General features: G+C 58.9%; 23 protein-coding genes. 17 read left to right on the forward strand and 6 right to left on the reverse strand.

The genetic code is table 11. From position 1 onward, the window contains the following. Positions 1 to 32: 32 nt before the first annotated feature. From KZO83_RS05055 to KZO83_RS05070, 4 genes are all read left to right on the forward strand, one after another. Entirely contained in the window at positions 33 to 272 is a 240-nt protein-coding gene (locus KZO83_RS05055; RefSeq protein ID WP_178998160.1) for a hypothetical protein, read from the forward strand. A gap of 177 nt (positions 273 to 449) precedes the next feature. After that, positions 450 to 1,562 carry a cobalamin-independent methionine synthase II family protein gene (locus KZO83_RS05060; protein ID WP_247619971.1) on the forward strand — a complete coding sequence of 371 codons (1,113 nt, stop codon included), beginning with the start codon at positions 450 to 452 and terminating at the stop codon, positions 1,560 to 1,562. A 384-nt stretch (positions 1,563 to 1,946) separates the two neighbouring features. Further along, positions 1,947 to 2,210, forward strand: coding sequence for an Lpp/OprI family alanine-zipper lipoprotein (locus KZO83_RS05065; protein ID WP_178998162.1), 264 nt, complete (start codon positions 1,947 to 1,949; stop codon positions 2,208 to 2,210). 153 nt (positions 2,211 to 2,363) lie between these two features. Next, a complete protein-coding gene (locus KZO83_RS05070; protein ID WP_247619972.1) occupies positions 2,364 to 3,005 on the forward strand; it encodes a L,D-transpeptidase family protein in 642 nt (213 codons plus the stop codon). Here KZO83_RS05070 and KZO83_RS05075 read toward each other — a convergent pair. Continuing rightward, a complete protein-coding gene (locus tag KZO83_RS05075; protein ID WP_247619973.1) occupies positions 2,975 to 4,096 on the reverse strand; it encodes a L,D-transpeptidase family protein in 1,122 nt (373 codons plus the stop codon). The genes KZO83_RS05070 and KZO83_RS05075 overlap by 31 nt on opposite strands. A 159-nt stretch (positions 4,097 to 4,255) precedes the next feature. Continuing rightward, positions 4,256 to 7,708 (reverse strand): transcription-repair coupling factor, encoded by a 3,453-nt coding sequence (gene mfd / locus KZO83_RS05080; RefSeq protein ID WP_247619974.1) that lies wholly within the window; start codon positions 7,706 to 7,708, stop codon positions 4,256 to 4,258. 273 nt (positions 7,709 to 7,981) lie between these two features. On the opposite strand from mfd, the gene KZO83_RS05085 reads away from it, so the two are divergent. From KZO83_RS05085 to KZO83_RS05135, 11 genes are all read left to right on the forward strand, one after another. Further along, positions 7,982 to 9,436, forward strand: a complete 1,455-nt coding sequence (locus KZO83_RS05085) for a glyceraldehyde-3-phosphate dehydrogenase (protein ID WP_178998166.1) — start codon at positions 7,982 to 7,984, stop codon at positions 9,434 to 9,436. Between the two features lie 309 nt (positions 9,437 to 9,745). Further along, a complete protein-coding gene (locus tag KZO83_RS05090; protein WP_247619975.1) occupies positions 9,746 to 11,095 on the forward strand; it encodes a Na(+)-translocating NADH-quinone reductase subunit A in 1,350 nt (449 codons plus the stop codon). Between the two features lie 2 nt (positions 11,096 to 11,097). Then, positions 11,098 to 12,333, forward strand: a complete 1,236-nt coding sequence (locus KZO83_RS05095; RefSeq protein WP_247619976.1) for an NADH:ubiquinone reductase (Na(+)-transporting) subunit B — start codon at positions 11,098 to 11,100, stop codon at positions 12,331 to 12,333. Then, entirely contained in the window at positions 12,330 to 13,106 is a 777-nt protein-coding gene (locus KZO83_RS05100; protein ID WP_178998253.1) for a Na(+)-translocating NADH-quinone reductase subunit C, read from the forward strand. Before KZO83_RS05095 ends, KZO83_RS05100 begins: the two co-directional genes overlap by 4 nt. Before the next feature lie 2 nt (positions 13,107 to 13,108). Further along, positions 13,109 to 13,783, forward strand: coding sequence for an NADH:ubiquinone reductase (Na(+)-transporting) subunit D (locus tag KZO83_RS05105; protein WP_178998169.1), 675 nt, complete (start codon positions 13,109 to 13,111; stop codon positions 13,781 to 13,783). Then, on the forward strand, positions 13,783 to 14,403 hold the full coding sequence (nqrE, locus tag KZO83_RS05110; RefSeq protein WP_040243701.1) for an NADH:ubiquinone reductase (Na(+)-transporting) subunit E: 621 nt from the start codon (positions 13,783 to 13,785) through the stop codon (positions 14,401 to 14,403). Before KZO83_RS05105 ends, nqrE begins: the two co-directional genes overlap by 1 nt. Before the next feature lie 22 nt (positions 14,404 to 14,425). Next, a complete protein-coding gene (gene nqrF, locus KZO83_RS05115) occupies positions 14,426 to 15,658 on the forward strand; it encodes an NADH:ubiquinone reductase (Na(+)-transporting) subunit F (protein ID WP_178998170.1) in 1,233 nt (410 codons plus the stop codon). Then, positions 15,655 to 16,707: an FAD:protein FMN transferase gene (locus KZO83_RS05120; protein WP_178998171.1), complete on the forward strand. Its 1,053-nt coding sequence runs from the start codon at positions 15,655 to 15,657 to the stop codon at positions 16,705 to 16,707. Before nqrF ends, KZO83_RS05120 begins: the two co-directional genes overlap by 4 nt. Next, positions 16,704 to 16,961: a (Na+)-NQR maturation NqrM gene (gene nqrM, locus KZO83_RS05125; RefSeq protein ID WP_040243697.1), complete on the forward strand. Its 258-nt coding sequence runs from the start codon at positions 16,704 to 16,706 to the stop codon at positions 16,959 to 16,961. Before KZO83_RS05120 ends, nqrM begins: the two co-directional genes overlap by 4 nt. A 174-nt stretch (positions 16,962 to 17,135) precedes the next feature. Then, a complete protein-coding gene (sthA, locus tag KZO83_RS05130; protein ID WP_261505550.1) occupies positions 17,136 to 18,554 on the forward strand; it encodes a Si-specific NAD(P)(+) transhydrogenase in 1,419 nt (472 codons plus the stop codon). 122 nt (positions 18,555 to 18,676) lie between these two features. Beyond that, a complete protein-coding gene (locus KZO83_RS05135) occupies positions 18,677 to 18,961 on the forward strand; it encodes a YrhK family protein (RefSeq protein ID WP_178998174.1) in 285 nt (94 codons plus the stop codon). A 5-nt stretch (positions 18,962 to 18,966) separates the two neighbouring features. Here the strand turns inward: KZO83_RS05135 and KZO83_RS05140 are convergent, their stop codons facing one another. From KZO83_RS05140 to KZO83_RS05150, 3 genes are all read right to left on the reverse strand, one after another. Beyond that, on the reverse strand, positions 18,967 to 19,827 hold the full coding sequence (locus tag KZO83_RS05140) for a DNA replication terminus site-binding protein (RefSeq protein WP_247619977.1): 861 nt from the start codon (positions 19,825 to 19,827) through the stop codon (positions 18,967 to 18,969). Positions 19,828 to 19,966: 139 nt separating this feature from the next. Further along, complete coding sequence (locus KZO83_RS05145; RefSeq protein ID WP_247619978.1) at positions 19,967 to 20,866, reverse strand: carbon-nitrogen hydrolase; 900 nt, start codon at positions 20,864 to 20,866, stop codon at positions 19,967 to 19,969. A gap of 4 nt (positions 20,867 to 20,870) precedes the next feature. Continuing rightward, complete coding sequence (locus KZO83_RS05150; protein ID WP_247619979.1) at positions 20,871 to 21,983, reverse strand: agmatine deiminase family protein; 1,113 nt, start codon at positions 21,981 to 21,983, stop codon at positions 20,871 to 20,873. Between the two features lie 226 nt (positions 21,984 to 22,209). On the opposite strand from KZO83_RS05150, the gene KZO83_RS05155 reads away from it, so the two are divergent. Both KZO83_RS05155 and KZO83_RS05160 read left to right on the forward strand, forming a co-directional pair. Then, complete coding sequence (locus KZO83_RS05155) at positions 22,210 to 23,451, forward strand: lipoprotein-releasing ABC transporter permease subunit (protein ID WP_247620185.1); 1,242 nt, start codon at positions 22,210 to 22,212, stop codon at positions 23,449 to 23,451. Between the two features lie 10 nt (positions 23,452 to 23,461). Continuing rightward, entirely contained in the window at positions 23,462 to 24,172 is a 711-nt protein-coding gene (locus tag KZO83_RS05160) for an ABC transporter ATP-binding protein (protein WP_247619980.1), read from the forward strand. A gap of 9 nt (positions 24,173 to 24,181) precedes the next feature. Here KZO83_RS05160 and KZO83_RS05165 read toward each other — a convergent pair whose 3' ends face one another. Beyond that, positions 24,182 to 24,709: a DUF2062 domain-containing protein gene (locus tag KZO83_RS05165; RefSeq protein WP_247619981.1), complete on the reverse strand. Its 528-nt coding sequence runs from the start codon at positions 24,707 to 24,709 to the stop codon at positions 24,182 to 24,184. Between the last annotated feature and the right edge of the window lie 35 nt (positions 24,710 to 24,744).

The raw sequence follows: 24,744 nt of genomic DNA on the forward strand, positions 1-24,744 counted from the left end.
GTTTTTTATTGGGACAAACGGGAGACTATAGCGTGTCCGATACCGCGATTCTGGAAATCGTCGAGCTTGCCGATGGCGAAGTCGTGCTTCGGCCTTCAGAAGCTGACGGCGAACCATTGGTGAGCATTCGCTTCTCGGAGGAGGCACTGGACCTATTGCGCCAGAGCCGCTTCGAGGTGGCGCGTCAGATGATCGACCACGCGATCACGCGCACGCGTCTGTGGGAAGGCAATGAGGAAGAGTCGCAAGAGGAACCGGAAACGGTGCATTGATGCACGTTGCTTGAGGTTCGATGCTAGTGTTGGCGTCATGATATCCGACTGCCGTTAAGGCGCTGAGCGTTATCATGAATTGCTTTCATGATGACTTGAAGGATATGCAGTGGTCATGGCCGCTGTGGCACGGCAAAGTGAGCGGCCTAATCTTCGAGCCGAGAGTCGAGAAACGCTATGAGCCAGTATCAGCCTCCATTTCGCGCCGACACCGTGGGCAGCCTGTTGCGTAGCGACGAGCTCAAGCAGGCCAGACGCCGTTTCCATGCCGGGGAGAGTGACTACGCGGCGCTGCGTACCGTTGAAGACGCCGAGATTCGACGTGTCGTTGCCAAACAGGAGGCGCTGGGCCTCAAGGCGGTCACCGATGGCGAGTTCCGCCGCGCTTGGTGGCATTTCGATTTTCTCGAAGACCTCAAGGGCGTAGAAGGCTATAACTCGGATCAAGGGATCCAGTTTCAGGGGCGTCAGACGCAGGCACGCAGCGTGCGAGTGACCGACAAGCTGGGTTTCGATCCCGAGCACCCGATGCTTGGGCACTTCCGTTTTTTGGCGGAGACGGTCGACAAGGCGACGCCGAAGATGACGTTGCCGAGTCCCAGCGTGCTGCACTTCCGTGGCGGTCGCCGTAATATCGACAGTAGCGTCTATCCTTCCTTGGATACCTTCTTCGCCGACTTGGCCGATACTTACCGTGACGTGGTCAAGCACTTCTATGCGGCGGGCTGTCGTTATCTTCAGCTCGACGACACGGTATGGGCGTATTTGTGCTCCGAGAAGGAACTGGCGGCGGCGCGCGAGCGTGGCGAGGACGCCGACCGTCTGCAACACATCTATGCCGAGGTACTCAACCACGCGCTGGCCGATCGTCCTGACGATCTGCATGTCAGCCTGCACGTTTGCCGGGGTAACTTTCGCTCGACGTGGATCAGTGAAGGAGGGTATGAGCCGGTAGCCGAGACACTGCTGGGGCGTGTCGATGTCGATGCATATTTTCTCGAATACGACACCGAGCGCGCGGGTGGTTTCGAGCCACTGCGTTTTCTGCCCGAAGGTCACAAGCAGGCTGTCCTGGGGCTGATCACCAGTAAGACCGGTGAACTCGAGCCCGCCGATACGGTGAGCGCTCGCATTGCCGAAGCGTCGCGCTACACACCGCTCTCCCAGCTTTGCTTGAGCCCGCAGTGTGGCTTTGCCTCGACCGAGGAGGGCAATTTACTCAGCGAAACTCAGCAGTGGGACAAGCTGCGCCATGTCGTGGATATCGCCAAGGCCGTCTGGCAAGACTGAGCCCTGCTGCACCGCACCTGTCTGGTCGTCGCCCTCACATGCTCGTATGTGAGGGCGTTTTATTAGGTGGGGCCTCGTTGCATATCAATGAAGACGATGCTGATGGAGCGTTAATCGCTGATTCATCCTGCCATGTAGCGGTAAGTCATCGCTTCTACAACGGTAATTATGACGCTCATCGGCGTCGGTGGTGTGTCCATTCGGCGACGAATGGGGAGCTCCGGGTCTCTTGATCATGGGCAATGCGGGAAAATTTACCGTTTCTCAGGCAATTGATATTGGCGATATTAGCGGTATTCGTATTATCCTGTGGGCGGTACATGAGGGACCTGATGTATCAGGGCTTCATCACCACACACAGAAAGGTTTTCAAGGAGAACGCAGATGTTGTCCAACAGCAAGAACACGCTCAAGCTTCTGGTCGCCGCTGGCTCTCTGGCCGTGTTGGCAGGTTGTGCCTCTGGTCAGGAACAGATGCGGAGCGATATCGATCAGGCGCAGGCTGATGCGTCTGAAGCTAAGAGCATGTCTCAGCAGGCAATGAATGCTGCCCAGAAAGCTCAGCGCGATGCGAATGCCGCTCTCGAAGCGACTCAGCGTAACCGTGCCGAGATGGACCGTATGTTCGAGAAGTCCATGCGCAAGTAATGCGCAGGTAGTATGGGGCCAGCGTTTCGACGTCTGGCCCAGAAAAGGGCCCTGCCATTGGTGGGGCCCTTTTCGTTTGCAGCTGACGGGGATGACGCCCCCCGGGGCTTTCGGTGTACGCTAGCGCCTTGTCACGATCATTCGGAGTGGAACATGAGGCAATGGGCGCGTGCTTTGGTAATGACCTTGAGTGTTTTGGCGCTGGCGGTTTGGAGTGGGGCATGTGCGCTAGCGAACGCCGACGACGAGGTTTGGGTCTTGATCGACGACAATGCGTCCACGTTGGATATCTATCGCGGTGATACGCGCATCGAGCGTTTCGAGCCGGTGGCGTTGGGGCGGGGTGGAACGGCGCACGTGCGCCAGCGAGGCAGCAGGATGACGCCTACTGGCGAATTTCATATCAACCGTATTAACCGCGACAGCAAGTTCAATATCTTCCTGGGGCTGGATTATCCCAAGCTCGATACCGCACGTGAGGCGATGCGGGCCGGGTTGATGTCCCCAGCTGAATACGCCGATTTCCAGGATGCCTATTATCGTGATGGGGCGCCGCCGCAGGATACGGTGCTGGGCGGCTATATTGGCATTCACGGCTTGGGCAGCAGCGATCCCGATATTCACCGGCGCTTTAACTGGACGGAAGGATGTGTGGCCGTCACCAACGATCAGATCGAAGAACTGGCGCGCTTGGTCTCGATCGGCACACGCGTCGTGATTCGAGGGGACGACGATGCGCCGATCACGGCCTTACATGACAATCCTCAGGGCGACTCTAGAACCTTGACCGACTGATAGAGCAGGTGCGGCGGTGTCGGCAAGGCGTCATATAGGCTACCGGGCAGCGGTTCGCGCGGTGCCTTTTCTTCTGGCTCCACGTTCAGTGCTACTGCGGCGCCATCGGGAATCAACACTGCTTCCGTTAGACGCCGGTGATCGATATCCGTGTCGATATCGTGGCGTTTCAAGGTGGCCACGAGCGCTTCATCGGCGTCGAGAACACGCTTGAGTACCGGCGACCGACGGTCTTCCTCGAGCAGAGGGAAAGACTGTACGTAGAGCGTCTCGTCGCGCCAGCCGAACTTGGTCGGTTCGCTGACCAGGTTCACCTGGGTGCCCACCGGGAGCTGGCCGAAGAGATGCTCCACATCCTCCGGGAACATGCGAATGCAGCCATGCGTCACGCGCATGCCGACACCCTGTGGGCGGTTGGTGCCATGGATCAAGTAGCCGGGAATGCCCAGGCGCATCTTGTACTTGCCCAGCGGGTTGTCGGGGCCGGGCGGCACCACATCGGGGAGTTCTCGGCCGTCCTCGGCGTGCTCTTTGATGATTGACTGGGGGGGATACCAAGGCGGATTTTTCTGCTTTTCGGTAATCTTTGTCTCTCCCAGCGGCGTCGACCAGTCCATGCGGCCGACACTAATGGCGTAGGTCTCCACCTGGGCCGGTTCTCCCTCTTTTTGCTCGGGATAGTAATAGAGGCGCATTTCGGGGATGTTGACCACAACGCCTTCATGGTCGGTATCGGGCAGAATGAAGCGCGTGGGAACGGTGACTTCGGTACCTTCGCCGGGATACCAGACACTGACGCCAGGATTGGCACGGCGCATTTCCTCGTAGCCGATTCCATAGTAGCGACCGATATCGAGCAGCGTGTCTTCCTTTTCGGCTTCGACGACGCGTGCTTCGCCGACGATGTTGCTTTCTTCGTCGATCTCGAAGCGTGTGACACGCTGATCGTGGGGTGCCTCTTGGGTTTGCGGCAAGCCGATTGCCTCAGGGTCGATGACGGGGCCCGGGGCGGAATCGGCAAGCGCCATCGTGGACAGAGAGAGCAAAGGGGCCAGCAGGAAAGGCGATAGGCCACGGGAAGTAACCGGCATGGATATAGACTCTTTTTCGTTCAGGCGAGTGGCGGACGCCACGGTCACCTGCATTCTGGCGTATTTTCATGCCGACACAAGCCTTCAGTAGGCTTGTGACGCGCATCCGTGCATCTGTGCAAGCGACCGGGCTGGGCACCCGCAGGGCGGGGCTGCCTGTTACGCTGCTTCCGTTTTGCGGTTGAGTTGCCCGAGTAGCGCCTCGAGCAGAGTAAAGCGCTTGTCCTCGTCGCTCATATCGCCTTCAAAGCGTAACGTGTCCGCGCCGTCGAGTCGGTAGTGCGTCGGGTCCTGCTGAATCATCTGGACCAGCGTCATGGGGTCGACGGCGGTTTGCGTGCCGAAGGTAAGGCGACCACGTTCGGCACCGGCCTCGAGGCGCACGATGCCCAGGCGTTCGGCACGTTGGCGTAGCCGGGTCTGACGGAAAAGCGTCTTGAGGGGCCCTGGTAGCAGCCCGAAACGGTCGATCATCTCGACCTGCAATTCCTTGAGCTCGGCTTCATCCTCGGCGTTGGCGATGCGCTTGTACATGATCAGCCGCTGTTGCACGTCGGGTAGGTAATCGTTGGGGATCAATGACGGCAAGTTGAGGCTGATTTCCACGCCATCGTCCAACGGAGACTCGATATTGGGTGTCTTGCCGCTCTTGATGGCTTTGACCGCGCGGTCGAGCATTTGCATGTACAGGCTGTAGCCGACCGTTTCCATCTGTCCGCTTTGTTCATCACCCAACAGTTCTCCGGCGCCGCGAATCTCCATGTCATGGCTGGCGAGGGTGAAGCCGGCCCCGAGGTCCTCCGCCATGCCGATCGCCTCGAGGCGCTTGAGCGCATCTTGGGTCATCGCCTTGGGCGGTGGCGTGAGGAGATAGGCATAGGCCTGGTGGTGGCTGCGACCGACACGCCCGCGGAGCTGGTGCAATTGAGCGAGCCCGAACTTATCGGCGCGTTCGATGATGATGGTGTTGGCACTAGGGACGTCGATGCCGGTCTCGATGATCGTTGAGCACACCAGCACGTTGAAACGCTTGTGATAGAAATCTGACATCACGCGTTCCAGCGAACGCTCGGGTAGCTGACCGTGGGCGACGGCCACGCGCGCTTCGGGCACCAGCTCGGCAACGCGCTCGGCAGTGGTTTCTATCGTCTTGACTTCGTTGTGGAGGAAGTAGACTTGGCCGCCGCGTAGAATTTCGCGTAGTAGGGCTTCCTTCAGGACGCCTTCATTGCGCTGCTGGACGAAGGTTTTGACCGATAGACGACGTGCCGGGGGCGTAGCGATGATCGAGAGATCGCGAATGCCGCTCATCGCCATGTTCAAGGTGCGGGGAATCGGCGTCGCGGTGAGCGTGAGAATATCGATCTCGGCTCGCAGGCTCTTGAGCTTTTCCTTCTGCGAGACGCCGAAGCGGTGTTCCTCGTCGATGATCAACAATCCCATGTTGGGCAGCGACATCGTCTTGGAGAGCAGCTTGTGGGTGCCGATAACGATATCGGCACGCCCTTCGTTAATGCGCTCTAGCGACGCTTGCTGCCCCTTGCCGGCAGTGAAGCGCGAGAGCAGCTCGATCTGGACGGCAGTGTCCGCGAAGCGGTCGCGGAAATTGTCATAGTGTTGCTGGGCCAGCAGGGTAGTGGGGACCAGTACCACGACTTGGCGACCGGAGTGCACGGCGAGAAAGGCCGCGCGCATGGCGACCTCGGTCTTGCCGAAGCCCACGTCGCCGCAGACCACGCGGTCCATCGGACGCGGTGCGGTCATGTCGCCGATGACCGCATCGATGGCAGCGTGTTGATCGGGCGTTTCCTCAAAGGGAAAGCTGGCCGTGAAGCGTGCGTATTCCTCGCCGGGCGCGTCGCAGGCGAAGCCTTCGCGCGCCTCGCGTCGGGCGTAAGTATCTAGCAGCTCGGCGGCGGTATCGCGTACCTTCTCGGCTGCCTTGCGCTTGGCCTTGTCCCAGGTTTCCGAGCCGAGTTTATGCAGTGGAGCCAGTTCATCGGTGGCGCCGGCATAGCGCGAAATAAGATGCAGGCTGTCCACCGGAACGTAGAGCTTGGCGCCACCGGCGTATTCCAGCGCCAGGAATTCGGCGGCCTGACCGCCAGCTTCCAACGTCTCGAGTCCTTGGTAACGACCCACGCCATGGCTTTGGTGCACCACCGGAGAGCCAGGGCGTAGTTCCGCTAGGTGGCGTACGGCGAGCTCGTTGTCATCGGTCACCCGCCCACGGCGGCGTGCCTGGCGAACGACATCGCCGTACAGCTCGGTTTCGGTAATGACGCAGGTGGCAGGGCTGTCAAGCCATAGCCCTTCATCTAGGCCGCCCGCACAAATCGCCAGCGGCGCGCTGCCATCCAGGAAGTGTTGCCAGCCATCGGCTACGGTCAGAGGGCGCTCCAGGGGGGCGAGGGTTTCTTCCAGTGCTTCGCGGCGTCCACTCGACTCGGCGACCAGCAGAACGCGCGGGGCGTCGGGGGCCCCGAGAAATGCCTCTAGTTTAGCAAGGGGGTGATGACCACGCGCATGAATGGCTACATCCGGGAGAGGTCGCGTGGCGGGTACCCTGGCATGAGGGTGCGGTTCGTCGTCGTCCACCAGTGCCACGCGCGGGTGCTGCTTGATGGAGGCGAATACCTCGGGCACGGGCACGAAAGCATGTGCCGGCGGCAGCAAGGGCCGCGTAGGGTCGACGCCGAGGTTGTCGTAGCGGCTTTCGATGGCGCTCCAATGGTGCTCGGCCGCGTCATGGACGCCGGGCATCAGCGCAATGCGCGTGTGCGCATTCAGATGCTCGAACAGGCTGGCGGTCTCCTCGAAGAAAAGCGGCAGATACTGCTCCAGCCCGGGGGACGGAATGCCCTTGAGCGCGTCGTTATACAGCGGGCACTGGCGTGGGTCGACGTCGAACAATGTCTCGAACCCCTCGCGGAAGCAGGCAATTGCCGAGCGCGACAGCGAATATTCGTGTGCCGGCAGCAGCTCCACGCGTTCGACCTTATCCAGGGAGCGCTGAGAGTCGGGGTCGAAATGCCGCAAGGTATCGACTTCATCGTCGAACAGATCGATGCGCAGAGGATGATCGCTGCCCATCGGATAAAGATCGATCAAGGCCCCACGAAGCGCATATTCGCCGGGTTCGTAAACGGTCTCCACGGCACGGTAGCCAGCCCGCGAGAGGCGTTCCCGGAAGCCTTCCCGATCGAGTTGCATGCCGGTGTGCAATGTAAGCACGCGACCGGCGATGTAGTCGGTGGGCGGGAGCCGTTGCATAAGGGTATTGATGGGCACCACGACGATGCCGCGCGTCCCTTCTTGCAGTTGGCGCAGCGTCTTGAGGCGTGTCGAGACGATGTCCTGGTGCGGTGAGAAACTATCGTAGGGCAGCGTTTCCCAGTCGGGGAACGATAAAATCGGGTGATCGGCAAAGAATTGCAGTGCGCCTTCGAGCCGTTGAGCGCTGGAAGTATCGGGAGTCACGACCATCAGCGGAGCGTCATCGGCGAGGCGGGCCAGCGCCAGAGCGCCAGCGGCAGCGTGCGGACGTTGCCAATAGACAGTGTCACGCATGCCCTGAGGATGCGGTGGATCTAGCGGTGAAAAATACGACATGGTGCACTTCATTTTCTAAGTCGAGACGATGATAGCAGGCAAAACATGGGTTGGGGGCAACGCGCGGGGATTTAAAGCCAGGTCCGCTACTGCTCTTGTAGTCAAAAAAGGTTGCGTGAATCGATGTTCAATGCCTGTTTTAAGCCCTGTAGTCAAGGGCCTATTGGTGTAGTGGAATTACACCGCATGCGACCAAGCAGGCATTGCTAAGAATGTGAAAGGCTACGGATAATGCCTCCGATTTCGTTCCCCGCTGCCGTGACGAGGCCCGCCGTGAGTCAAGAAAAACTCGAGACCTATTTTCAGGATTGGCAAGAAAACGAAGCATTGGCCGAAGAGATGATTCCCCTGCTGGGACGCCTCTACCGCAAGTACAATGTCGTGCCATCCCTGTACGGGCGTTCGTTGATCAATCGCTCGGTCATTCGCATCCTCAAGAATCATCGCTACGTCAAAAAGGTCGAGGGTATCGAGCTCTCGGTGCGCGATACGTTGCCGATGGTCAAAGCCATGACCGAGCTCGAGCTAGGGCCGGCGCACATCGATATCGGCAAGCTGGGAGTGGCCTTCAAGCGCTCCGAGCAAGACGACATCAGGGCCTTCCTCGAAACGGAACTGGCCGATATCGTGGGTCGCCATGCCGATACCGGCATGGGTGGCGAGCCCAAGGATGTCGTGCTCTACGGCTTCGGGCGCATCGGTCGTCTGCTGGCGCGTATCCTGATCGAGAAGGCGGGCGGCGGTAACCTGCTGCGGCTGCGTGCCATCGTGGTGCGTGGCGGCGGCGATGACCTCGAAAAGCGTGCCAGTCTTTTGCGTCGCGATAGCGTGCATGGGCCGTTCGCCGGCACGATCCGCGTCGATCATGAGAACGAGGCGATCATCGCCAACGGCAACTATATTCAGATCATTCATGCCGATTCACCTAGCGAGATCGATTACACTGCGTATGGCATCCAGAGTGCCCTGGTGGTCGATAACACCGGCAAGTGGCGTGACGCGGAAGGCTTGTCCCAGCATCTAGCCTCCAAGGGCGCGGCGAAGGTGTTGCTGACCGCACCTGGCAAGGGCGACGTCAAAAATATCGTGCACGGCATCAACCACGACGAGATTGCCGACGACGATCGTGTGCTTTCGGCGGCGTCGTGCACCACCAATGCGATCGTGCCCATCCTCAAGGCGGTCAACGACGAGTTTGGCATCGCACACGGGCATGTCGAGACGGTACATGCCTATACTAACGACCAGAACCTGATCGATAACTACCACAAGGGTGACCGGCGGGGGCGCAGTGCCGCGCTGAACATGGTGTTGACCGAAACCGGTGCCGCCAAGGCCGTGGCCAAGGCGCTGCCCGAGCTGTCGGGCAAGCTCTCCGGGAATGCCATTCGCGTACCGACGCCCGATGTGTCCATGGCCATTCTCAATCTGACGCTGGACAAGGCCACCGACCGCGAGGCGCTGAACGAGTACCTGCGCAATATGGCCTTGCATTCACGCATGCAAAAGCAGATCGACTACGTCGACTCACCGGAGGTGGTGTCGTCCGATTTCGTGGGCAATCGCCATGCCGGCATCATCGATGCTCAGGCGACGATCGCCGATGATCGTCAGGTCGTGCTCTATGTGTGGTATGACAACGAATTCGGGTACAGCTGTCAGGTCGTGCGTATCCTGCAGCACATGTCCAACGTACGTTTCGTGTACTTGCCGCGCGAGACGCGCTGAGTATTCCCCGCCTCTTCTCACCGGCGCCCCGATCCCGGGGCGCTGTCGTTTCTCGCATGCGCCATCGTAAGCCCCATACTTCCTAAGGTTATGTAGTCATTCGGGACTTGTCTCTCTATAATGGTGCCCGATTTTGGGGACGGCCCTTGGCCATGGGCCGAAAGAAGCAATCGTCTGATAAGAAAAGAATCCGACTACCGTGAAGGGTGCCCGCGCTGTTCAGCATCCTTATAAGACGCGTAGCAAGCGCATGGGCGTTCATGGACCCCTTTCCTTTCGAAACATCAGATCCGACAACTGGGCGAGACTATGATCGAAGTCAAACGAGGCCTGGATCTCCCCATCGCCGGGTCGCCCGAGCAGCGCATATACGATGCGCCGCCCGTGCGGCAGGTGGCGATTCTTGGCACCGACTACGTGGGCATGAAGCCGACGATGGAGGTCCGAGAGGGGGACAAGGTAAAACTGGGCCAGCTACTGTTCACCGACAAGAAGATCCCGGGTGTACGGTTCACGGCACCAGGCGCAGGCGAGGTGGTGGCGATCAATCGTGGCGAGAAGCGGCGCCTGCTGTCGGTCGTCATCAAGCTCGATGATCACGAAGAGGCCGTACCCTTCACGGCGCATGGCGCGGACGCGCTGGATCGATTGGAGCGCCAGACGGTCGTCGATCAACTGGTCGACTCAGGGCTCTGGACCGCATTTAGGACTCGCCCTTATTCTCGCACGCCCGCACCCGATGCCACCCCCGCCGATATTTTCGTTACCGCCATCGATACGCATCCTCTTTCCGCTGACCCCAACGTGGTGATCGGTGAGGACACCGCTGCGTTCGAGCAGGGGCTCAAGGTGCTCAAGCATCTCACGCCGGGCCAAGTGTTCGTATGCCATGGGCAAGGTGCCGAGCTGCCGGGCCGCGAACTCGACGGCGTGCATTTCGAGGCCTTTGCCGGCCGGCATCCCGCTGGACTGGTGGGCACTCACATCCATTATCTCTCGCCGGTGAGCCTTGCGCGTCAGGTGTGGCATCTTGACTATCAGGATGTCATCGCTTTCGGCAAGTTGTTTGCCGAAGGGCGCCTGGAGCCCCAGCGCGTAGTAGCCATCGGTGGTCCGCGTGCCAAGCAACCACGCTTGCTGCGGACGCGTCTCGGGGCGAGCAGCAGTGAATTGCTGGAAGGCGAGATCGAGTCGCCCGATGACACTCGCGTGATTTCAGGTTCGGTCTTCGGTGGCGAAATCGCCGAAGGCTCGCGGCGCTTCCTGGGACGTTTTCATCGCCAGTTCTCGTTGCTGGAAGAGGGCAATAAGCGTGCCTTCCTGGGCTGGTTGTCACTCGGGTTGCGGCGTCATTCGGTGATGGGCATCTACGCCTCTCAGTTTCTGGGGCTCAATCAGTATTCGCCGAATACGTCCACCAACGGTTCCGAGCGCGCTATGGTGCCGGTAGGCGCCTACGAGCGCGTGATGCCGCTGGATATCATGCCCACGCAGTTGCTGCGCTCATTGATCGTGGGCGACATCGAGAGTTCGATGGAGCTCGGCTGTCTGGAGCTGGATGAAGAAGATCTCGCGCTTTGTACCTACGTTTGCCCCGGCAAGTACGAGTACGGCCCCATCCTGCGTGATAACCTCACCATGATCGAGAAAGAGGTCTGACGATGGGAATTCGTAATACGCTCGACAAGCTCGAGCCGCATTTTCACCAGGGTGGTAAATACGAGAAGTTCTACGCGCTGTACGAAGCGGTCGATACGATCTTCTATACCCCCCCGGACGTGACCAAGAGCACGGCGCACGTGCGTGATGGCATCGATCTCAAGCGCATCATGATCACGGTATGGCTGTGTACCTTTCCGGCGATGTTCTTCGGCATGTATAACGCCGGCCTGCAGGCCAACATGGCAATCGGCGACGGCTTCGGTGCGCTGGGCGGGTGGCGTGAAGCCATCACGATGGCGCTGGCGGGGAGTCACGATCCCGGTAGTATTTGGGCCAATTTCGTACTGGGCGCCACTTATTTTCTGCCTATCTATCTGGTGACCTTCGTCGTCGGCGGGTTCTGGGAAGTACTGTTCGCCGTCAAGCGCGGCCATGAGGTCAACGAAGGCTTCTTCGTCACGTCCGTGCTTTATGCGCTGATCCTGCCGGCAACTATTCCGTTGTGGCAGGTGGCCTTGGGGATTACCTTCGGGGTCGTGATCGGCAAGGAAATCTTTGGTGGTACCGGCAAGAACTTCCTGAACCCGGCACTGACCGGGCGCGCCTTTTTGTATTTCGCCTATCCGGCGCAGATCTCCGGCGATAGCGTATGGGTCCCTGCCGACGGCTATACCGGCGCCACCGCGCTCTCCACTGCGGCACAAAATGGAATGGGTGCCGTGCAACAGGCATATAGCTGGTGGGACGCTTTCCTGGGGTTCATTCCCGGGTCGGTTGGGGAAACCTCGACATTGGCGATTCTCATCGGGGCGGTGGTATTGCTGATAACGCGTATCGCCTCGTGGCGCATCATGCTGGGCGTGTTCGTAGGCATGGCGCTGACCGCGATGCTGTTTACCAGCATAGGCTCGGATAGTAACCCGATGTTCGGCATGCCGTGGTACTGGCATTTCGTACTCGGCGGCTTCGCCTTCGGGATGGTATTCATGGCCACCGACCCGGTATCGGCCTCGATGACGGATCGTGGCAAGTTGCTGTTCGGCCTCTTGATCGGAGTGATGACGGTATTGATTCGAGTGGTCAATCCCGCGTTTCCGGAAGGCATCATGCTGGCGATTCTGTTCGCCAACCTGTTCGCGCCGATGATCGATCACTTCTTCGTGCAGGCCAACATCAAGCGCCGCCAGAAGCGTGATGCCGCGTATTCCACCGCGACGACCGAGGAGACCACCTGATGGCCAGTAACAATTCCATCAAGAAGACGCTAACGGTCGCACTCGCGCTCTGCATCGTGTGCTCGGTGGTGGTATCGACCGCTGCCGTGGTCTTGCAACCTACGCAGCAAAAGAACCAGGAACTCGACCGCAAGAGCAACATCCTGCAGGTGGCCAATCTTTACGAGCCGGGGATGGACGTCGACGATGCGTTCGATGAGTTGATCACTCCGCGTGTGATCAATCTGGAAACCGGTGAGTACAGCGATCGTTTCGATCCGCAAAGTTACGATCAGTTCGAAGCCGCCAGAGATCCTGCGACATCACGTACCCTGTCAGGTGAAGAGGATAGGGCGGGCATCGGCCGTGAAGAGATGTACTCGACGGTCTATCTGGTGGGCGACAACCCCGATGACCCCGAGCAGATCATCCTGCCGATTCGCGGGCAGGGCCTGTGGGGGCTGATGCGTGGTTTCTTCGCCATTAAAGGCGATGGCAATACCATTATCGGGTTGTCCTACTATTCTCACTCCGAAACGCCGGGGCTAGGTGGCGAGGTCGACAACCCCCGTTGGAAGTCGAAGTGGAAAGGCAAGGAGATTTATGCAGAAGATGGCATGAGTCCCGACATCTCCTTGGTCAAGGGCGGTGCCGACAGCAAGTATGAAGTCGATGCCTTGTCGGGGGCGACGCTGACGAGCCGCGGCGTTACCAACATGCTGCATTTCTGGCTGAGCGAGAGTGGCTTCGGCCCCTATCTCGCCCGCTTCCACGGCAACTCCGAAGGAGCGTGAACATGGCTGCTGATTCCGTAAAAGACGTTGTTCTCTCGCCGGTCTTCAAGAACAACCCGATCGCGCTGCAGGTGCTGGGGATTTGTTCGGCACTGGCGGTGACCAACTCCATGAGTGTGTCGTTGGTCATGGGCCTGGCCGTTATCGCGGTCACGGCGTGTTCCAACCTGTTCGTTTCGTTGATTCGTCAGCATATTCCGTCGTCGATCCGCATTATCGTGCAGATGACCATCATTGCCTCACTGGTCATCGTGGTCGATCAGGTACTCAAGGCGTATGCCTACGAGATGTCCAAGCAGTTGTCGGTCTTCGTCGGTCTGATCATCACCAACTGCATCGTCATGGGCCGTGCCGAGGCCTATGCCATGCAAAACGGCCCCATTATGAGCTTTCTCGATGGGGTCGGTAACGGCCTGGGGTATGCCGTGATCCTGCTGATCGTCGGTTTCTTCCGTGAGCTGTTCGGGTCCGGTAGCGTTTTCGGCTTCACGGTGCTCACGCCGGTGCAGGACGGTGGCTGGTACGTGCCCAACGGTCTGATGCTGTTGCCGCCGTCGGCCTTCTTCGTCATTGGCCTGATCATCTGGGTCTTGCGGAGCATACGTACCGAGCAAGTAGAAAAAGCCGAGTACCGGATCGTGGCCAACAGCAAGGCTAAGATTAAGGAGTCCGTGTGATGTTCGAGCATTACCTGAGCCTCTTCGTCAAGGCAGTGTTCGTGGAGAACATGGCACTGGCTTTCTTCCTCGGCATGTGTACGTTTCTTGCCGTTTCCAAAAAAGTGTCCTCGGCCATCGGGCTGGGGATCGCGGTCGTGGTGGTGCTGACCATCACCGTGCCGGTCAACAACCTGATCCTGACGTATCTTTTGAAGGAGGGGGCACTGACCTGGACGGGCCTTGAAGGCGCCGAAAATATCGACCTGTCGTTCCTGGGGCTTTTGAGTTATATCGGGGTCATCGCAGCACTGGTGCAGATCCTCGAGATGTTTCTCGATAAGTTCGTCCCCTCGCTCTATAACGCGCTGGGGGTTTTCCTGCCGCTAATCACGGTGAATTGCGCGATTCTCGGCGCTTCACTGTTCATGGTCGAACGTAGCTATAACTTCGGCGAATCGGTGATCTACGGTGCTGGAGCTGGCTTTGGCTGGGCGCTGGCGATCGCTGCATTAGCGGGGATTCGTGAAAAGCTCAAGTACAGTGACGTGCCGGCCAGCCTTCAAGGGCTGGGGATTACGTTCATCACCGTCGGACTGATGTCATTGGGCTTCATGTCCTTCTCCGGCATCCAGCTCTAAGCAACGGAAATAGGAAACCGACATGGTTGATACATCCATCATCGTGATCGGCGTCGTCATGTTCACCGTGATCGTGCTCGGTCTGGTGGCCGTGATTCTGACGGCGCGTAGCCGTCTGGTCAGCAGTGGCGACGTCTCAATCGAGATCAACGGCGATCCCGAGAACACCTTGACGACCCAGGCGGGCGGCAAGTTGCTGCAAACGCTGGCCGCCAATGGCATCTTTCTTTCCTCGGCGTGCGGCGGTGGCGGTTCCTGCGCACAGTGCAGGTGTCGTGTGGTCGACGGCGGGGGCTCGATTCTGCCCACCGAAGAGTCTCACTTCACCCTGCGTGAGAAGAAGGAGGGCTGGCGGCTGTCTTGCCAGGTGCCGGTCAAGCAGGACATGAAGGTCGAGGTTCCCGAGGAGGTCTTCGGCGTCAAGAAGTGGGAATGCGAGGTTACCGAAAATCCCAACGTCGCCACCTTCATCAAGGAACTCAACCTCAAGCTTCCCGAAGGCGAGGATGTGGCTTTCCGGGCCGGGGGGTATGTCCAACTGGTGGCGCCGCCTTACGACATCAAGTTCTCGGACTTCGATATCGAAGACGAATATCGCGGCGATTGGGACAAGTTCGGTCTCTTCGATATCTCTCACAAGAACGATGAGGAGATCATCCGCGCGTACTCGATGGCTAACTATCCCGATGAAAAGGGGATTCTCAAGTTCAACATCCGTATCGCTACGCCGCCGCCCAATACCGGTCATCCCCCAGGGCTGATGTCGACGTATACCTTCTCGCTCAAGCCGGGCGACAAGGTAACGGTGATGGGGCCCTTCGGTGAATTCTTTGCCAAGGACTCCGATGCGGAGATGATCTTCATCGGGGGTGGTGCGGGCATGGCGCCCATGCGTAGCCATATCTTCGACCAGCTCAAGCGCCTCGAATCGAAGCGCAAGATCTCGTTTTGGTATGGTGCTCGCTCCTGGCGTGAGACCTTCTATAATGAAGAATATGATCAGTTGGCTGAAGAGTTCGAGAATTTTGAATGGCATCTCGCGCTCTCCGATCCGTTGCCTGAAGACAACTGGGAAGGCGACACCGGCTTCATCCATAACGTGCTTTACGAGAAGTACCTCAAGGATCACCCGGCGCCGGAAGACTGCGAATACTATATGTGTGGCCCGCCCATCATGAACGCATCCGTCATCAAGATGCTGACCGACATGGGTGTAGAGCCTGAAAACATCATGCTGGACGACTTCGGCGGATGAGACTGGCAGCATACTGTGCAGGACCGGCCTGGAAAGGGCTGGTCCTGTTTGCGTTATTGGCGCTGGTCGGTTGCGATCAATCGCCGCAGGCGCATCGCTTCGAGGGCCCCATTTTCGGGACGGGCTACCATGTGACTGTCTATGGTGACTTCAGCGATAAGCAACTTGCTTCGCTGGAGGATGGCATCAAGGAATCGCTCGACGAGGTCGATCATCTGATGTCGACCTATAAGCCCGATTCGGAGTTATCGCGATTCAATGCCGCGCCGGTAGATGAGCCGTTCGAATTGTCCTCGCCCACGGCGAGCGTGATCGGGGAGGCCATCGACATCGGCGATCTCTCGAATGGCGCATTCGATGTCACCATCGGTAGCGCGGTGAACTTGTGGGGCTTCGGTCCCGAGATGCGTCCGGACGAAGTGCCCAGCGATGACGAAATCGCCCAGGCGTTGGACAAGGTCGGCTACCAAGCGCTGAAATTGAATGGCAATCGTCTAACCAAGACCAAGCCGGTGTATGTCGACCTTTCGGGTATCGCCAAGGGATTCGGGGTCGACCAAGTGGCGGCTCGTCTGGATGCGCTGGGCGTAACGTCTTATCTCGTGGAGGTCGGCGGCGAGATTCGAACGCGGGGTGAAAAGCCTAATGGCCAGCCTTGGCGCATCGCCGTGGAAAAACCGGTTTCGCGGGAACGTAGCGTACAGCGTGTGCTGGAACTCGAAGACGTGGCGGTGGCAACATCGGGAGATTACCGCAATTATTACGAGGAAGACGGTCAGCGTTTTTCGCATACCATCGATCCGCGTACCGGTCGCCCAATTACCCATCATCTCGCTTCGGTGACGGTCGTCTCCGAGCGTAGCGCGACGGCCGATGGGCTGGCGACGGCGCTGGAGGTCTTGGGGCCAGAAAAAGGTATGGCGTTGGCTAACCGTGAGGATATTGCGGCGTATTTCATCGTCAAAACCAATGAGGGTTTCAAGACAGAACTCAGCGAGGCGTTTCATACCTATCTTGCGGATGAGTCGTCCGAAGGGGAAAAGCAATGACAGTATGGCTTTTGGTATTCGCATTGATGCTATTGCTGTTGGCCGGCATGGCCATCGGCGTCATTCTCGGTCGTAAACCCATTGCCGGCTCGTGCGGGGGGCTCAATCAGTTGGGTCTCAAGGAGGGATGCGATATCTGCGGTGGGAATGACAAGGTCTGTGAAGAAGAGAATCAAAAGCGCCGCAAGAGTGCACGTCGTTCCAGCGACGAGAACCGGGGTGCCGACCTCGGCTACGACGCCGTTCGACGCTGAGCGCACTCGTCAATCAATACTGACGCTGGAATCGTTGGTTGAGTCCAAGGCGCCCGAGGGCGTGTCCCGACATGATATCACGGGAAATCCGAGATGCGCCCTCAAGGCAGCATGTCTCGCCATTCCCGCTTGCCGTGGCCAGTCTTGCGTTGAGGCTTATCGCAGCGGTTCCTCATGCATCGAGAGGAGCAGGCGAACCTAATGGCAGTTCACAATTATGATGTGGTGGTGATTGGCTCGGGGCCCGCAGGAGAAAGCGCTGCGATCAACGCGGCCAAGCACGGCAAGCGCGTGGCCATCGTCGAGAAGCAGCAAGCGGTGGGTGGTAACTGCACTCACTGGGGGACGATCCCGTCCAAAGCGCTACGCCACCAGGTCAAGCAGATCATGCAGTTCAACACTAACCGCATGTTCCGCGACATCGGCGAACCGCGTTGGTTTTCCTTTCCTCGCGTGCTGGAACGTTCCAAGGTGACCATCGACCAGCAGGTCGAGATGCGCACTCAGTTCTATTCGCGCAATCGGATCGATCTTTTCTTCGGCGTGGCGAACTTCCGTGACGAGCACACCCTAATCGTGCGGGACAATCAGGAAGGCGTCGAGGAGCTGTGTGCTCAGCAGTTCGTGATCGCCACGGGCTCTCGCCCTTATCGTCCCGCTGACATCAACTTCCGGCATCCACGCATTTATTGTTCGGACACCATCCTGGGGCTTTCCCACACGCCCCGCACCTTGATCATCTTCGGGGCCGGGGTGATCGGGTCCGAGTATGCTTCGATCTTTTCCGGGCTCGGCGTCAAGGTCGACTTGATCGATATGCGCGAGCGTTTGCTGTCGTTCCTCGACGACGAGATCAGCGATGCACTTTCCTACCATCTGCGCCAGAACGGCGTATTGGTGCGCCATAACGAAGACTACGAAAGCATCGAAGGCGATGAGTCCGGGGTCATCGTCAAGCTCAAGTCCGGCAAGCGCCTGCGAGCGGATGCGTTTCTGTGGGCCAATGGGCGTACCGGTAATACCGATCAATTGGGACTGGAAAACATCGGCCTCGAACCCAATGGGCGCGGTCAGCTACAGGTCGATGAGCATTATCGCACCATGGTGCCGCATATCTATGCCGTTGGGGATGTCATCGGTTGGCCGAGTCTGGCCAGCGCTGCCTACGACCAGGGCCGTAGCGCCAGCGATGACTTCCTGGAAGAAGACTTCCGCTTCGTCGAGGACATACCCACTGGCATCTACACGATTCCCGAGATCAGCTCGGTGGGCAAGAACGAGCGTGAGTTGACTGAAGCCAAGGTGCCCTACGAGATAGCGCAGGCGTTCTTCAAGGACACCGCACGTGCGCAGATTACCGGGGACACGGTAGGGATGCTCAAGATCCTTTTTCATCGCGAGACACTCGAGATTCTGGGCATTCACTGCTTCGGCGACCAAGCCTCCGAGATTGTACATATCGGCCAAGCCATCATGCAGCAAAAGGGCGAGGCCAATACTCTGAAATATTTCATCAATACCACCTTCAATTATCCGACCATGGCCGAGGCATATCGCGTTGCCGCGCAAAACGGCCTGAATCGCATATTCTGATATGAGCCGACATGGGCTCGTAGTTCGAGAGCCTTAGGCGTTCGCCGGCATGGTTCGGCATGCAATGAGCCGGCACAAGTGCCGGCTCATTGCGTTGGTACCTATTAGCACAAGGAGGTTTCATGTATCGGGAAGACAAGCAACATAGCGACGAAACGACGTTCACACTGGGGCGCGAGGAATTGGTCATCCACCGCCGTCATGAATTGGCCAGTACCGTGAACGATCTCTTGCTGGGGCTGTGGTTCACGATCGGTAGTGTCTGTTTTTTCTATCAAGGAAGTATCAAGGAAGCGGGTATCTGGTTGTTCGTGTTGGGCAGTTTGCAACTACTGGTTCGCCCGGTGATCCGTTTGCATCGTCAGCTTACTCTCAAGCAGTTGCCGTCCAGTAGTCAGGAATTCTGAGGCGACTATCGGTAGCGATAGACCCTCAGGCTGGGCAGGAAGGGCGTGTCCTCGAGTTTCGTGTCGGCGCGTTGGGCGCGGGTGCGCGTGCTGGGTGGTGTCGCCTTCGGGGTGTTGTGCGAAGGCAGGCGACCGTCCTCGCTGGGAATGAAGAGAGGTAACGGCAGATTCATGGCACGTCGCATGCGCCCATCCGCGAGCGCTTCGCGAAAGAACAGATTGGCGCGCATGACGGGGGCCTGGGTTTGTACCTGTGCCAATGGCTCGCTATCGGGGATGTCCGCCAAGTGACGTAGCTGAATGCGAATGTGCGGACTCTCGGTATCCATTTCCATAAGTCGCCGTTCGGCATCTCGCACGCTCAGTCGCTTGATGGAGCGCCCGCTGGTATACCAAGCGAGACGCACACGCGAAAGCGGTGCATCCGCCACGGGTAAGTGGCGCCAGCATTGCTTGAGGTGTAGACGCGCCAAGCCTTGGCCGCGTAGATGGTCGTGTAGCGTGGGATGGCGAAAGGGTAGTACGGCCTTGATTTCGGGGAGCAGGCTCGGTGCATCCTGACGAATCTCGGCCAGTGTCGCCGCGAAGGTTTGCTTGGCGTGATTGATGTCGGCGACGTAGGCCAGCAATGTGGAGTCGGCCGCAATCAGGCCGATGTAATTGCGCGTCGCGCGACCGTCCTGGCCGTCTTGATACCAGAAGTCGAGCAGTGCATGGCGTAGCCACGCGATATCGAAAGGGATACCGCCCAGTATCCAGCCCTTCGGAGGCATGTGTTCGACATGGCCGATGAGTGCCTCGCAGGTTTCGATGACATGATCGAAGTCATGCTCGAGCCGAGCCAAGAGGTGATATTGCCGCTCCATATTTATACCGTTATCTAAAGTCTATTGGCCACATAATGGCAAGCCTGGTGCGTCTTCGCAAGTATGCCTGGCATACAACGTCGGTCGTGGGGGATGGGCAGCGCTTGCTCATGGATGGCGGGCCAGTGCGGCCCGCTAATCAACGATCGCGATAACGCTTGGTGAGATCGGCGTAAGCATCGACGCGTCGGTCACGCAGGTAGGGCCAGGCCCGCCGCACTTGCTCGCTACGTGTCATGTCGAGCTCGGCCAGTAGATGCGTCGTGTCATCGCCAGCCTGGGCCAATATCTCACCCTGTGGGCCGCAAATGAAACTACCGCCCCAGAAGTCAATGCCGGACGTCGCATTCGAGGGGTCTACTTCGTGGCCTACGCGATTGGCGACCATGACCGGTAGACCATTGGCCACACCGTGTGAGCGCTGCATCAACGTCCAGGCGTCCTTTTGCCGTTGCTTCTCGGGATTGTCGTCGGGCGGGTGCCAGCCGATGGCGGTGGGGTAGAGTAAGAGATCGGCTCCGGCGAGGGCCATCAGGCGCGCGGCTTCGGGGTACCACTGATCCCAGCACACCAGCAGACCGAGCCGGCCGACAGACGTCTCGATGGGCTCGAACCCGGCCTTTTCTTCGGCATCGCCGGGTGTGAAGTAGAATTTTTCGTAGAACCCGGGATCGTCAGGAATATGCATTTTGCGATAGTGGCCGACGCGACCGCGCTGACGGTCGAAGACCACAGCCGTGTTGTGATAGAGCCCGGCGGCGCGGCGCTCGAAAAGCGAGCCGACGAGTACTATGTCGAGCTCGGCGGCCAGGTCGGCCAGATGCTGGGCACTGGGGCCGTCGAGCGGTTCGGCCAGATCGAACAGGTGGTCGTCTTCGGTCTGGCAGAAGTAATGCGTGGCATGCAGTTCCTGAAGCAGAATCAGCTCGGCGCCTTTCCCTGCCAGTTCACGCACACCGGCGTCGCTTGCCTGCAGGCTGCGGTCCTTGTCGGGCCAGGCTTGTTGCTGAACGAGTCCTACCTTGAGCGTCGAGGACATGGCGTCACTCCTTATTATTGGCGCTGCGATCGTTGGCACTGCTGTCATTGGCACCGCGGTCATTGGCCTTGGCGGTGGGTGCGGTGAAGAAAGCGCCGCGTGGCAGCTGCATGGTCAGGCAGTGGAGGCTGCCATGTTGGCGGATCACGGTGCGACAGTCGATGGGAATGATATCGCGCCCGGGGAACGCACTGGCCAGTGCCGTTAGGGCCACGCCATCGGCGGCATCGGCATAGGTGGGCACGAGGACCGCACCGTTGATGATCAGGAAGTTGGCATAGGTAGCGGGCAGGCGATGGCCGTCATCGGCGTCATAGCATGCGCGGGGTAAAGGCAGGGGGATGAGGCGATAAGGCTCGCCATCGGCGCGCTGAAAGGCCTTGAGTTCGCTTTCCATCTGCGCCAACGCGGAGAAATGCGGGTCGTCAGGGTCTTCGCAGCGCACATATGCAATGGTCTCGGCATCGCAAAAGCGGGCGAGGGTGTCGATGTGGCTATCGGTATCGTCACCTTCGAGATAGCCTTGAGTGAGCCACAGGCAACGTTCGATGCCCATGTCGTCGCGCAAGGCGGCCTCGATCTCTTCACGCGTCAGGTGTGGGTTGCGGTTGGGATTGAGCAGGCAGGCTTCGGTGAGCAGTAATGTGCCATCGCCGTCGCCGTCGATGGCGCCGCCTTCCAGAACCATTTCGCGCGCCTCCCGCAGGGCAGCGTAAATGCCAATATCCGAGAGGGTCGCGGTTAGCGCATCATCGCGTTCGGCGGCGAACTTGCCACCCCAGCCTGTGAAACGATAATCGAGCAGTACGATCTGGCCGTCGCGTTCGATGGAAATTGGCCCGTGGTCGCGGGTCCAGGTATCGTCCGACGGCGCTTCAATGAGATGCCATTGCCTTGGATGAATGCCCAAGCGGGAAAAGCGTGAATCGAGGCGTTGGCGTGTTGCGTCATCGGCGACGATAACCAATACGGGCTGGTATCGTGTGATCGCCACGACCAAGGCTTCCAGAGAGGCTTCGATACGCTCGAGAAGAGGCTCCCAATCGCTTTCGGCACTGGGCCAAGTGAGTTGAATGGCGTCCTGAGGATGCCATTCGGGGAACAGGCGTGGGAGCATTGCGGTCTCCTATAGGGATTGAGGCACGACACCGTGGCAGGACCTCGTTCGTCATGTCGATATGACGGTGGCCGCGGCATTTTAGTCTGCGCCGACACGGATGCAAATATCACCAAGCGCTGCCCATGATGATGCCATCGGAGGGGTTTCGCCCCGTCATTGGCTCATGCAGGAGCATGCAAAAACACGTACCATGAGCCCGGCTCATACCAAGGAATCGATGTCGATGCTGGATCGCTTGCCGTTTCTTATCGGATTGCGCTATGTACGCGCGAAACGTCGCAACCATTTCATTTCATTCATATCTCTGACGTCCATGCTGGGCTTGATGCTGGGCGTGGCGGTGCTGATCCTCGTGTTGTCGGTCATGAACGGTTTCGATCATGAACTGCGGACACGCATATTGGGTATGGTGCCGCATACCAAGATCGAAGCCCAGGGAGGCATGACGAACTGGAAGACACTCGCCGAACGCCTGGAAAAGCGTGATCACGTCATTGGCGCGGCGCCGTTCGTTCAGCAGCAAGGCATGTTTTCCTCTGAGGGACGCACCCAGGGAGCAATGGTCAACGGGATCGAACCGAGCTACGAAAGCAAGGTATCGATCATCGACGAGCACATGACGCAAGGCTCGTTAGACGATCTTGCGCCCGGCGAGTGGCATGTGGTGTTGGGTGACCTACTAGCACGCAACCTTGGCGTGGGCGTGGGGGATCGCGTGACCTTGTTGGTACCTGAGGCGTCGATCACGCCGGGGGGCGTCTTCCCACGCCTCAAGCGTTTCACCGTCAGCGGCATCTTCAAGATAGGTGCCGATCTCGACGCCAACCTGGCCTATGCCAACATCAACGATATGCAGAAGCTAGGTCGCCTGGGAGATTCGGTCGGGGGGCTGCGTCTGGAACTGGATGATCTCTTCAAGGCGGGGCCGGTCACCAATGCGATCGTGAACGACCTGGGAAGTGGCTATCGGGGGATCGACTGGACCTATACCCACGGCAATCTGTTTCAGGCGATCCAGATGGAAAAACGCATGATCGGGTTGCTATTAATGGTGATCGTCGCAGTAGCGGCATTCAATATCGTCTCCACACTGGTCATGGTGGTGACGGATAAACACGCCGACATCGCGATCTTGCGGACCATCGGCGCCAAGCCAGGCACTATCATGCGTATTTTCATCGTCCAGGGTATGGCGATCGGGACCATTGGCACCGTCGTGGGGGTGGCGCTCGGTGTGGTGCTGGCATTGTCGATATCGGACTTGATTGCCTGGTTCGAAGCGTTGACGGGGATTCAGTTCCTGGACCCCAATGTCTATTTCATCAGCTATCTGCCCTCGCAACTTCAGTGGGGTGACGTGGGCGTCATCGCGGGCTCGGCCTTCGTGCTGACATTCCTGTCAACGTTGTATCCCGCTTGGCGTGCGGCGCGTATTCAACCGGCCGAGGTATTGCGTTATGAATGAGGAAGCCGCGATGGCATCGAATGGCAATCCCACGTTCGCTAGCAATGAGATCATGCTGCAGTGCGATGGCTTGACGCGTATTTATCGCGAGGGGCCGCAGGATGTCACCGTACTTGATGCGCTGGAATTGGAAGTGCGCGCCGGAGAGCGCGTTGCGGTAGTGGGTAGCTCAGGATCCGGCAAAACCACATTGCTCAATCTCTTGGGGGGCCTCGACCGTCCGAGTGCGGGGCACGTTCGCATTGCCGGTCAGTCACTGACCGAAATGGGGGAAGCCGCATTGGGCGGTTTTCGCAACCGCCATATCGGCTTCGTGTATCAGTTTCACCACCTGCTGGCGGAGTTTTCTGCGTTGGAAAATGTCGCCATGCCGTTGCTCATTCGTGGGCAAAAGCGGCAAGAGGCGCAGGAAAAGGCGCGTGACATTCTTTCCCGCGTGGGCATGGAAGAGCGTTGCGAGCATAAGCCGGGTGAGCTCTCGGGCGGGGAGCGGCAACGCGTGGCGATAGCCCGCGCCTTGGTGACCGATCCCAGCCTGGTGCTGATGGACGAGCCGACCGGTAATCTTGATCAGACCACGGCGGGCAATATCCTGGCGCTGATGGATAGCCTTGCCGCGCGTAGCGCTTGCGCCTTCATCATCGTCACCCACGACACCGGGCTCGCCGCCCATCAAGACCGCGTGATGCGCCTTGATCAGGGACGCCTGAGCGCGGACTGAGTGAGGACGTTACGTCTGACGCTGGCGGCGTCGCCGTGCGCGGCGTTGCCAGCTTCGGGCCACCTGCCAGCGCCAGATCAGTCGAATGATCAGGTTGCTAAGTAAACCGACGATGATCGCCACCACGAGCGAGCCCACTAGCAGGGCAGGCAGGATATCCGCCATTTTCTCGGCAATCCACGCCGTCGACAGCCTGTCGGGCATGTGGCGCGCGGGTGAGTCGAGCAGCCATGCACCGACACGGTAATTAAAGTAGAAAATCACCGGCATGGTGAGCGGGTTGGTCAGCCAGACGAGGCTAACCGACAATGGCAGGTTGCAGCGCAGCAGCCAAGCGCCGAAGGCGGCGACGACCATCTGCAATGGGATCGGTAGTAGCGCAACGAAAAGACCCACCATGAACGCATTGCCAACGCTACGGCGCGACAGCATCCATAGGGACGGGTCGCCCAGCAAGTGATGCATGAAACGCAGCGATCGTTGGCGTTTCAGCGTTTCCGGCCGGGGCATGTAACGCTGCAGAAATCGGCGAGGCATGATCCACGAGCTATCGAAGTGTCGATTCATTATCC

Origin of the sequence: Chromohalobacter moromii, from assembly GCF_023091865.1 — a bacterium.
GTDB classification, from domain to species: Bacteria; Pseudomonadota; Gammaproteobacteria; order Pseudomonadales; family Halomonadaceae; genus Chromohalobacter; species Chromohalobacter moromii.

Bases quoted from the DNA above. Each gene is read 5' to 3' on its own strand.
- nqrE (WP_040243701.1), top strand. From the start codon at position 13,783: ATGTTCGAGCATTACCTGAGCCTCTTCGTCAAGGCAGTGTTCGTGGAG.
- KZO83_RS05140 (WP_247619977.1), bottom strand. From the start codon at position 19,827: ATGGAGCGGCAATATCACCTCTTGGCTCGGCTCGAGCATGACTTCGAT.
- KZO83_RS05145 (WP_247619978.1), bottom strand. From the start codon at position 20,866: ATGTCCTCGACGCTCAAGGTAGGACTCGTTCAGCAACAAGCCTGGCCC.
- KZO83_RS05065 (WP_178998162.1), top strand. From the start codon at position 1,947: ATGTTGTCCAACAGCAAGAACACGCTCAAGCTTCTGGTCGCCGCTGGC.
- KZO83_RS05070 (WP_247619972.1), top strand. From the start codon at position 2,364: ATGAGGCAATGGGCGCGTGCTTTGGTAATGACCTTGAGTGTTTTGGCG.
- KZO83_RS05105 (WP_178998169.1), top strand. From the start codon at position 13,109: ATGGCTGCTGATTCCGTAAAAGACGTTGTTCTCTCGCCGGTCTTCAAG.
- nqrM (WP_040243697.1), top strand. From the start codon at position 16,704: ATGACAGTATGGCTTTTGGTATTCGCATTGATGCTATTGCTGTTGGCC.
- KZO83_RS05165 (WP_247619981.1), bottom strand. From the start codon at position 24,709: ATGCCTCGCCGATTTCTGCAGCGTTACATGCCCCGGCCGGAAACGCTG.
- KZO83_RS05150 (WP_247619979.1), bottom strand. From the start codon at position 21,983: ATGCTCCCACGCCTGTTCCCCGAATGGCATCCTCAGGACGCCATTCAA.
- KZO83_RS05075 (WP_247619973.1), bottom strand. From the start codon at position 4,096: ATGCCGGTTACTTCCCGTGGCCTATCGCCTTTCCTGCTGGCCCCTTTG.
- KZO83_RS05155 (WP_247620185.1), top strand. From the start codon at position 22,210: ATGCTGGATCGCTTGCCGTTTCTTATCGGATTGCGCTATGTACGCGCG.
- mfd (WP_247619974.1), bottom strand. From the start codon at position 7,708: ATGTCGTATTTTTCACCGCTAGATCCACCGCATCCTCAGGGCATGCGT.
- KZO83_RS05060 (WP_247619971.1), top strand. From the start codon at position 450: ATGAGCCAGTATCAGCCTCCATTTCGCGCCGACACCGTGGGCAGCCTG.
- KZO83_RS05160 (WP_247619980.1), top strand. From the start codon at position 23,462: ATGGCATCGAATGGCAATCCCACGTTCGCTAGCAATGAGATCATGCTG.
- sthA (WP_261505550.1), top strand. From the start codon at position 17,136: ATGCATCGAGAGGAGCAGGCGAACCTAATGGCAGTTCACAATTATGAT.
- KZO83_RS05120 (WP_178998171.1), top strand. From the start codon at position 15,655: ATGAGACTGGCAGCATACTGTGCAGGACCGGCCTGGAAAGGGCTGGTC.
- KZO83_RS05095 (WP_247619976.1), top strand. From the start codon at position 11,098: ATGGGAATTCGTAATACGCTCGACAAGCTCGAGCCGCATTTTCACCAG.
- KZO83_RS05135 (WP_178998174.1), top strand. From the start codon at position 18,677: ATGTATCGGGAAGACAAGCAACATAGCGACGAAACGACGTTCACACTG.
- nqrF (WP_178998170.1), top strand. From the start codon at position 14,426: ATGGTTGATACATCCATCATCGTGATCGGCGTCGTCATGTTCACCGTG.
- KZO83_RS05090 (WP_247619975.1), top strand. From the start codon at position 9,746: ATGATCGAAGTCAAACGAGGCCTGGATCTCCCCATCGCCGGGTCGCCC.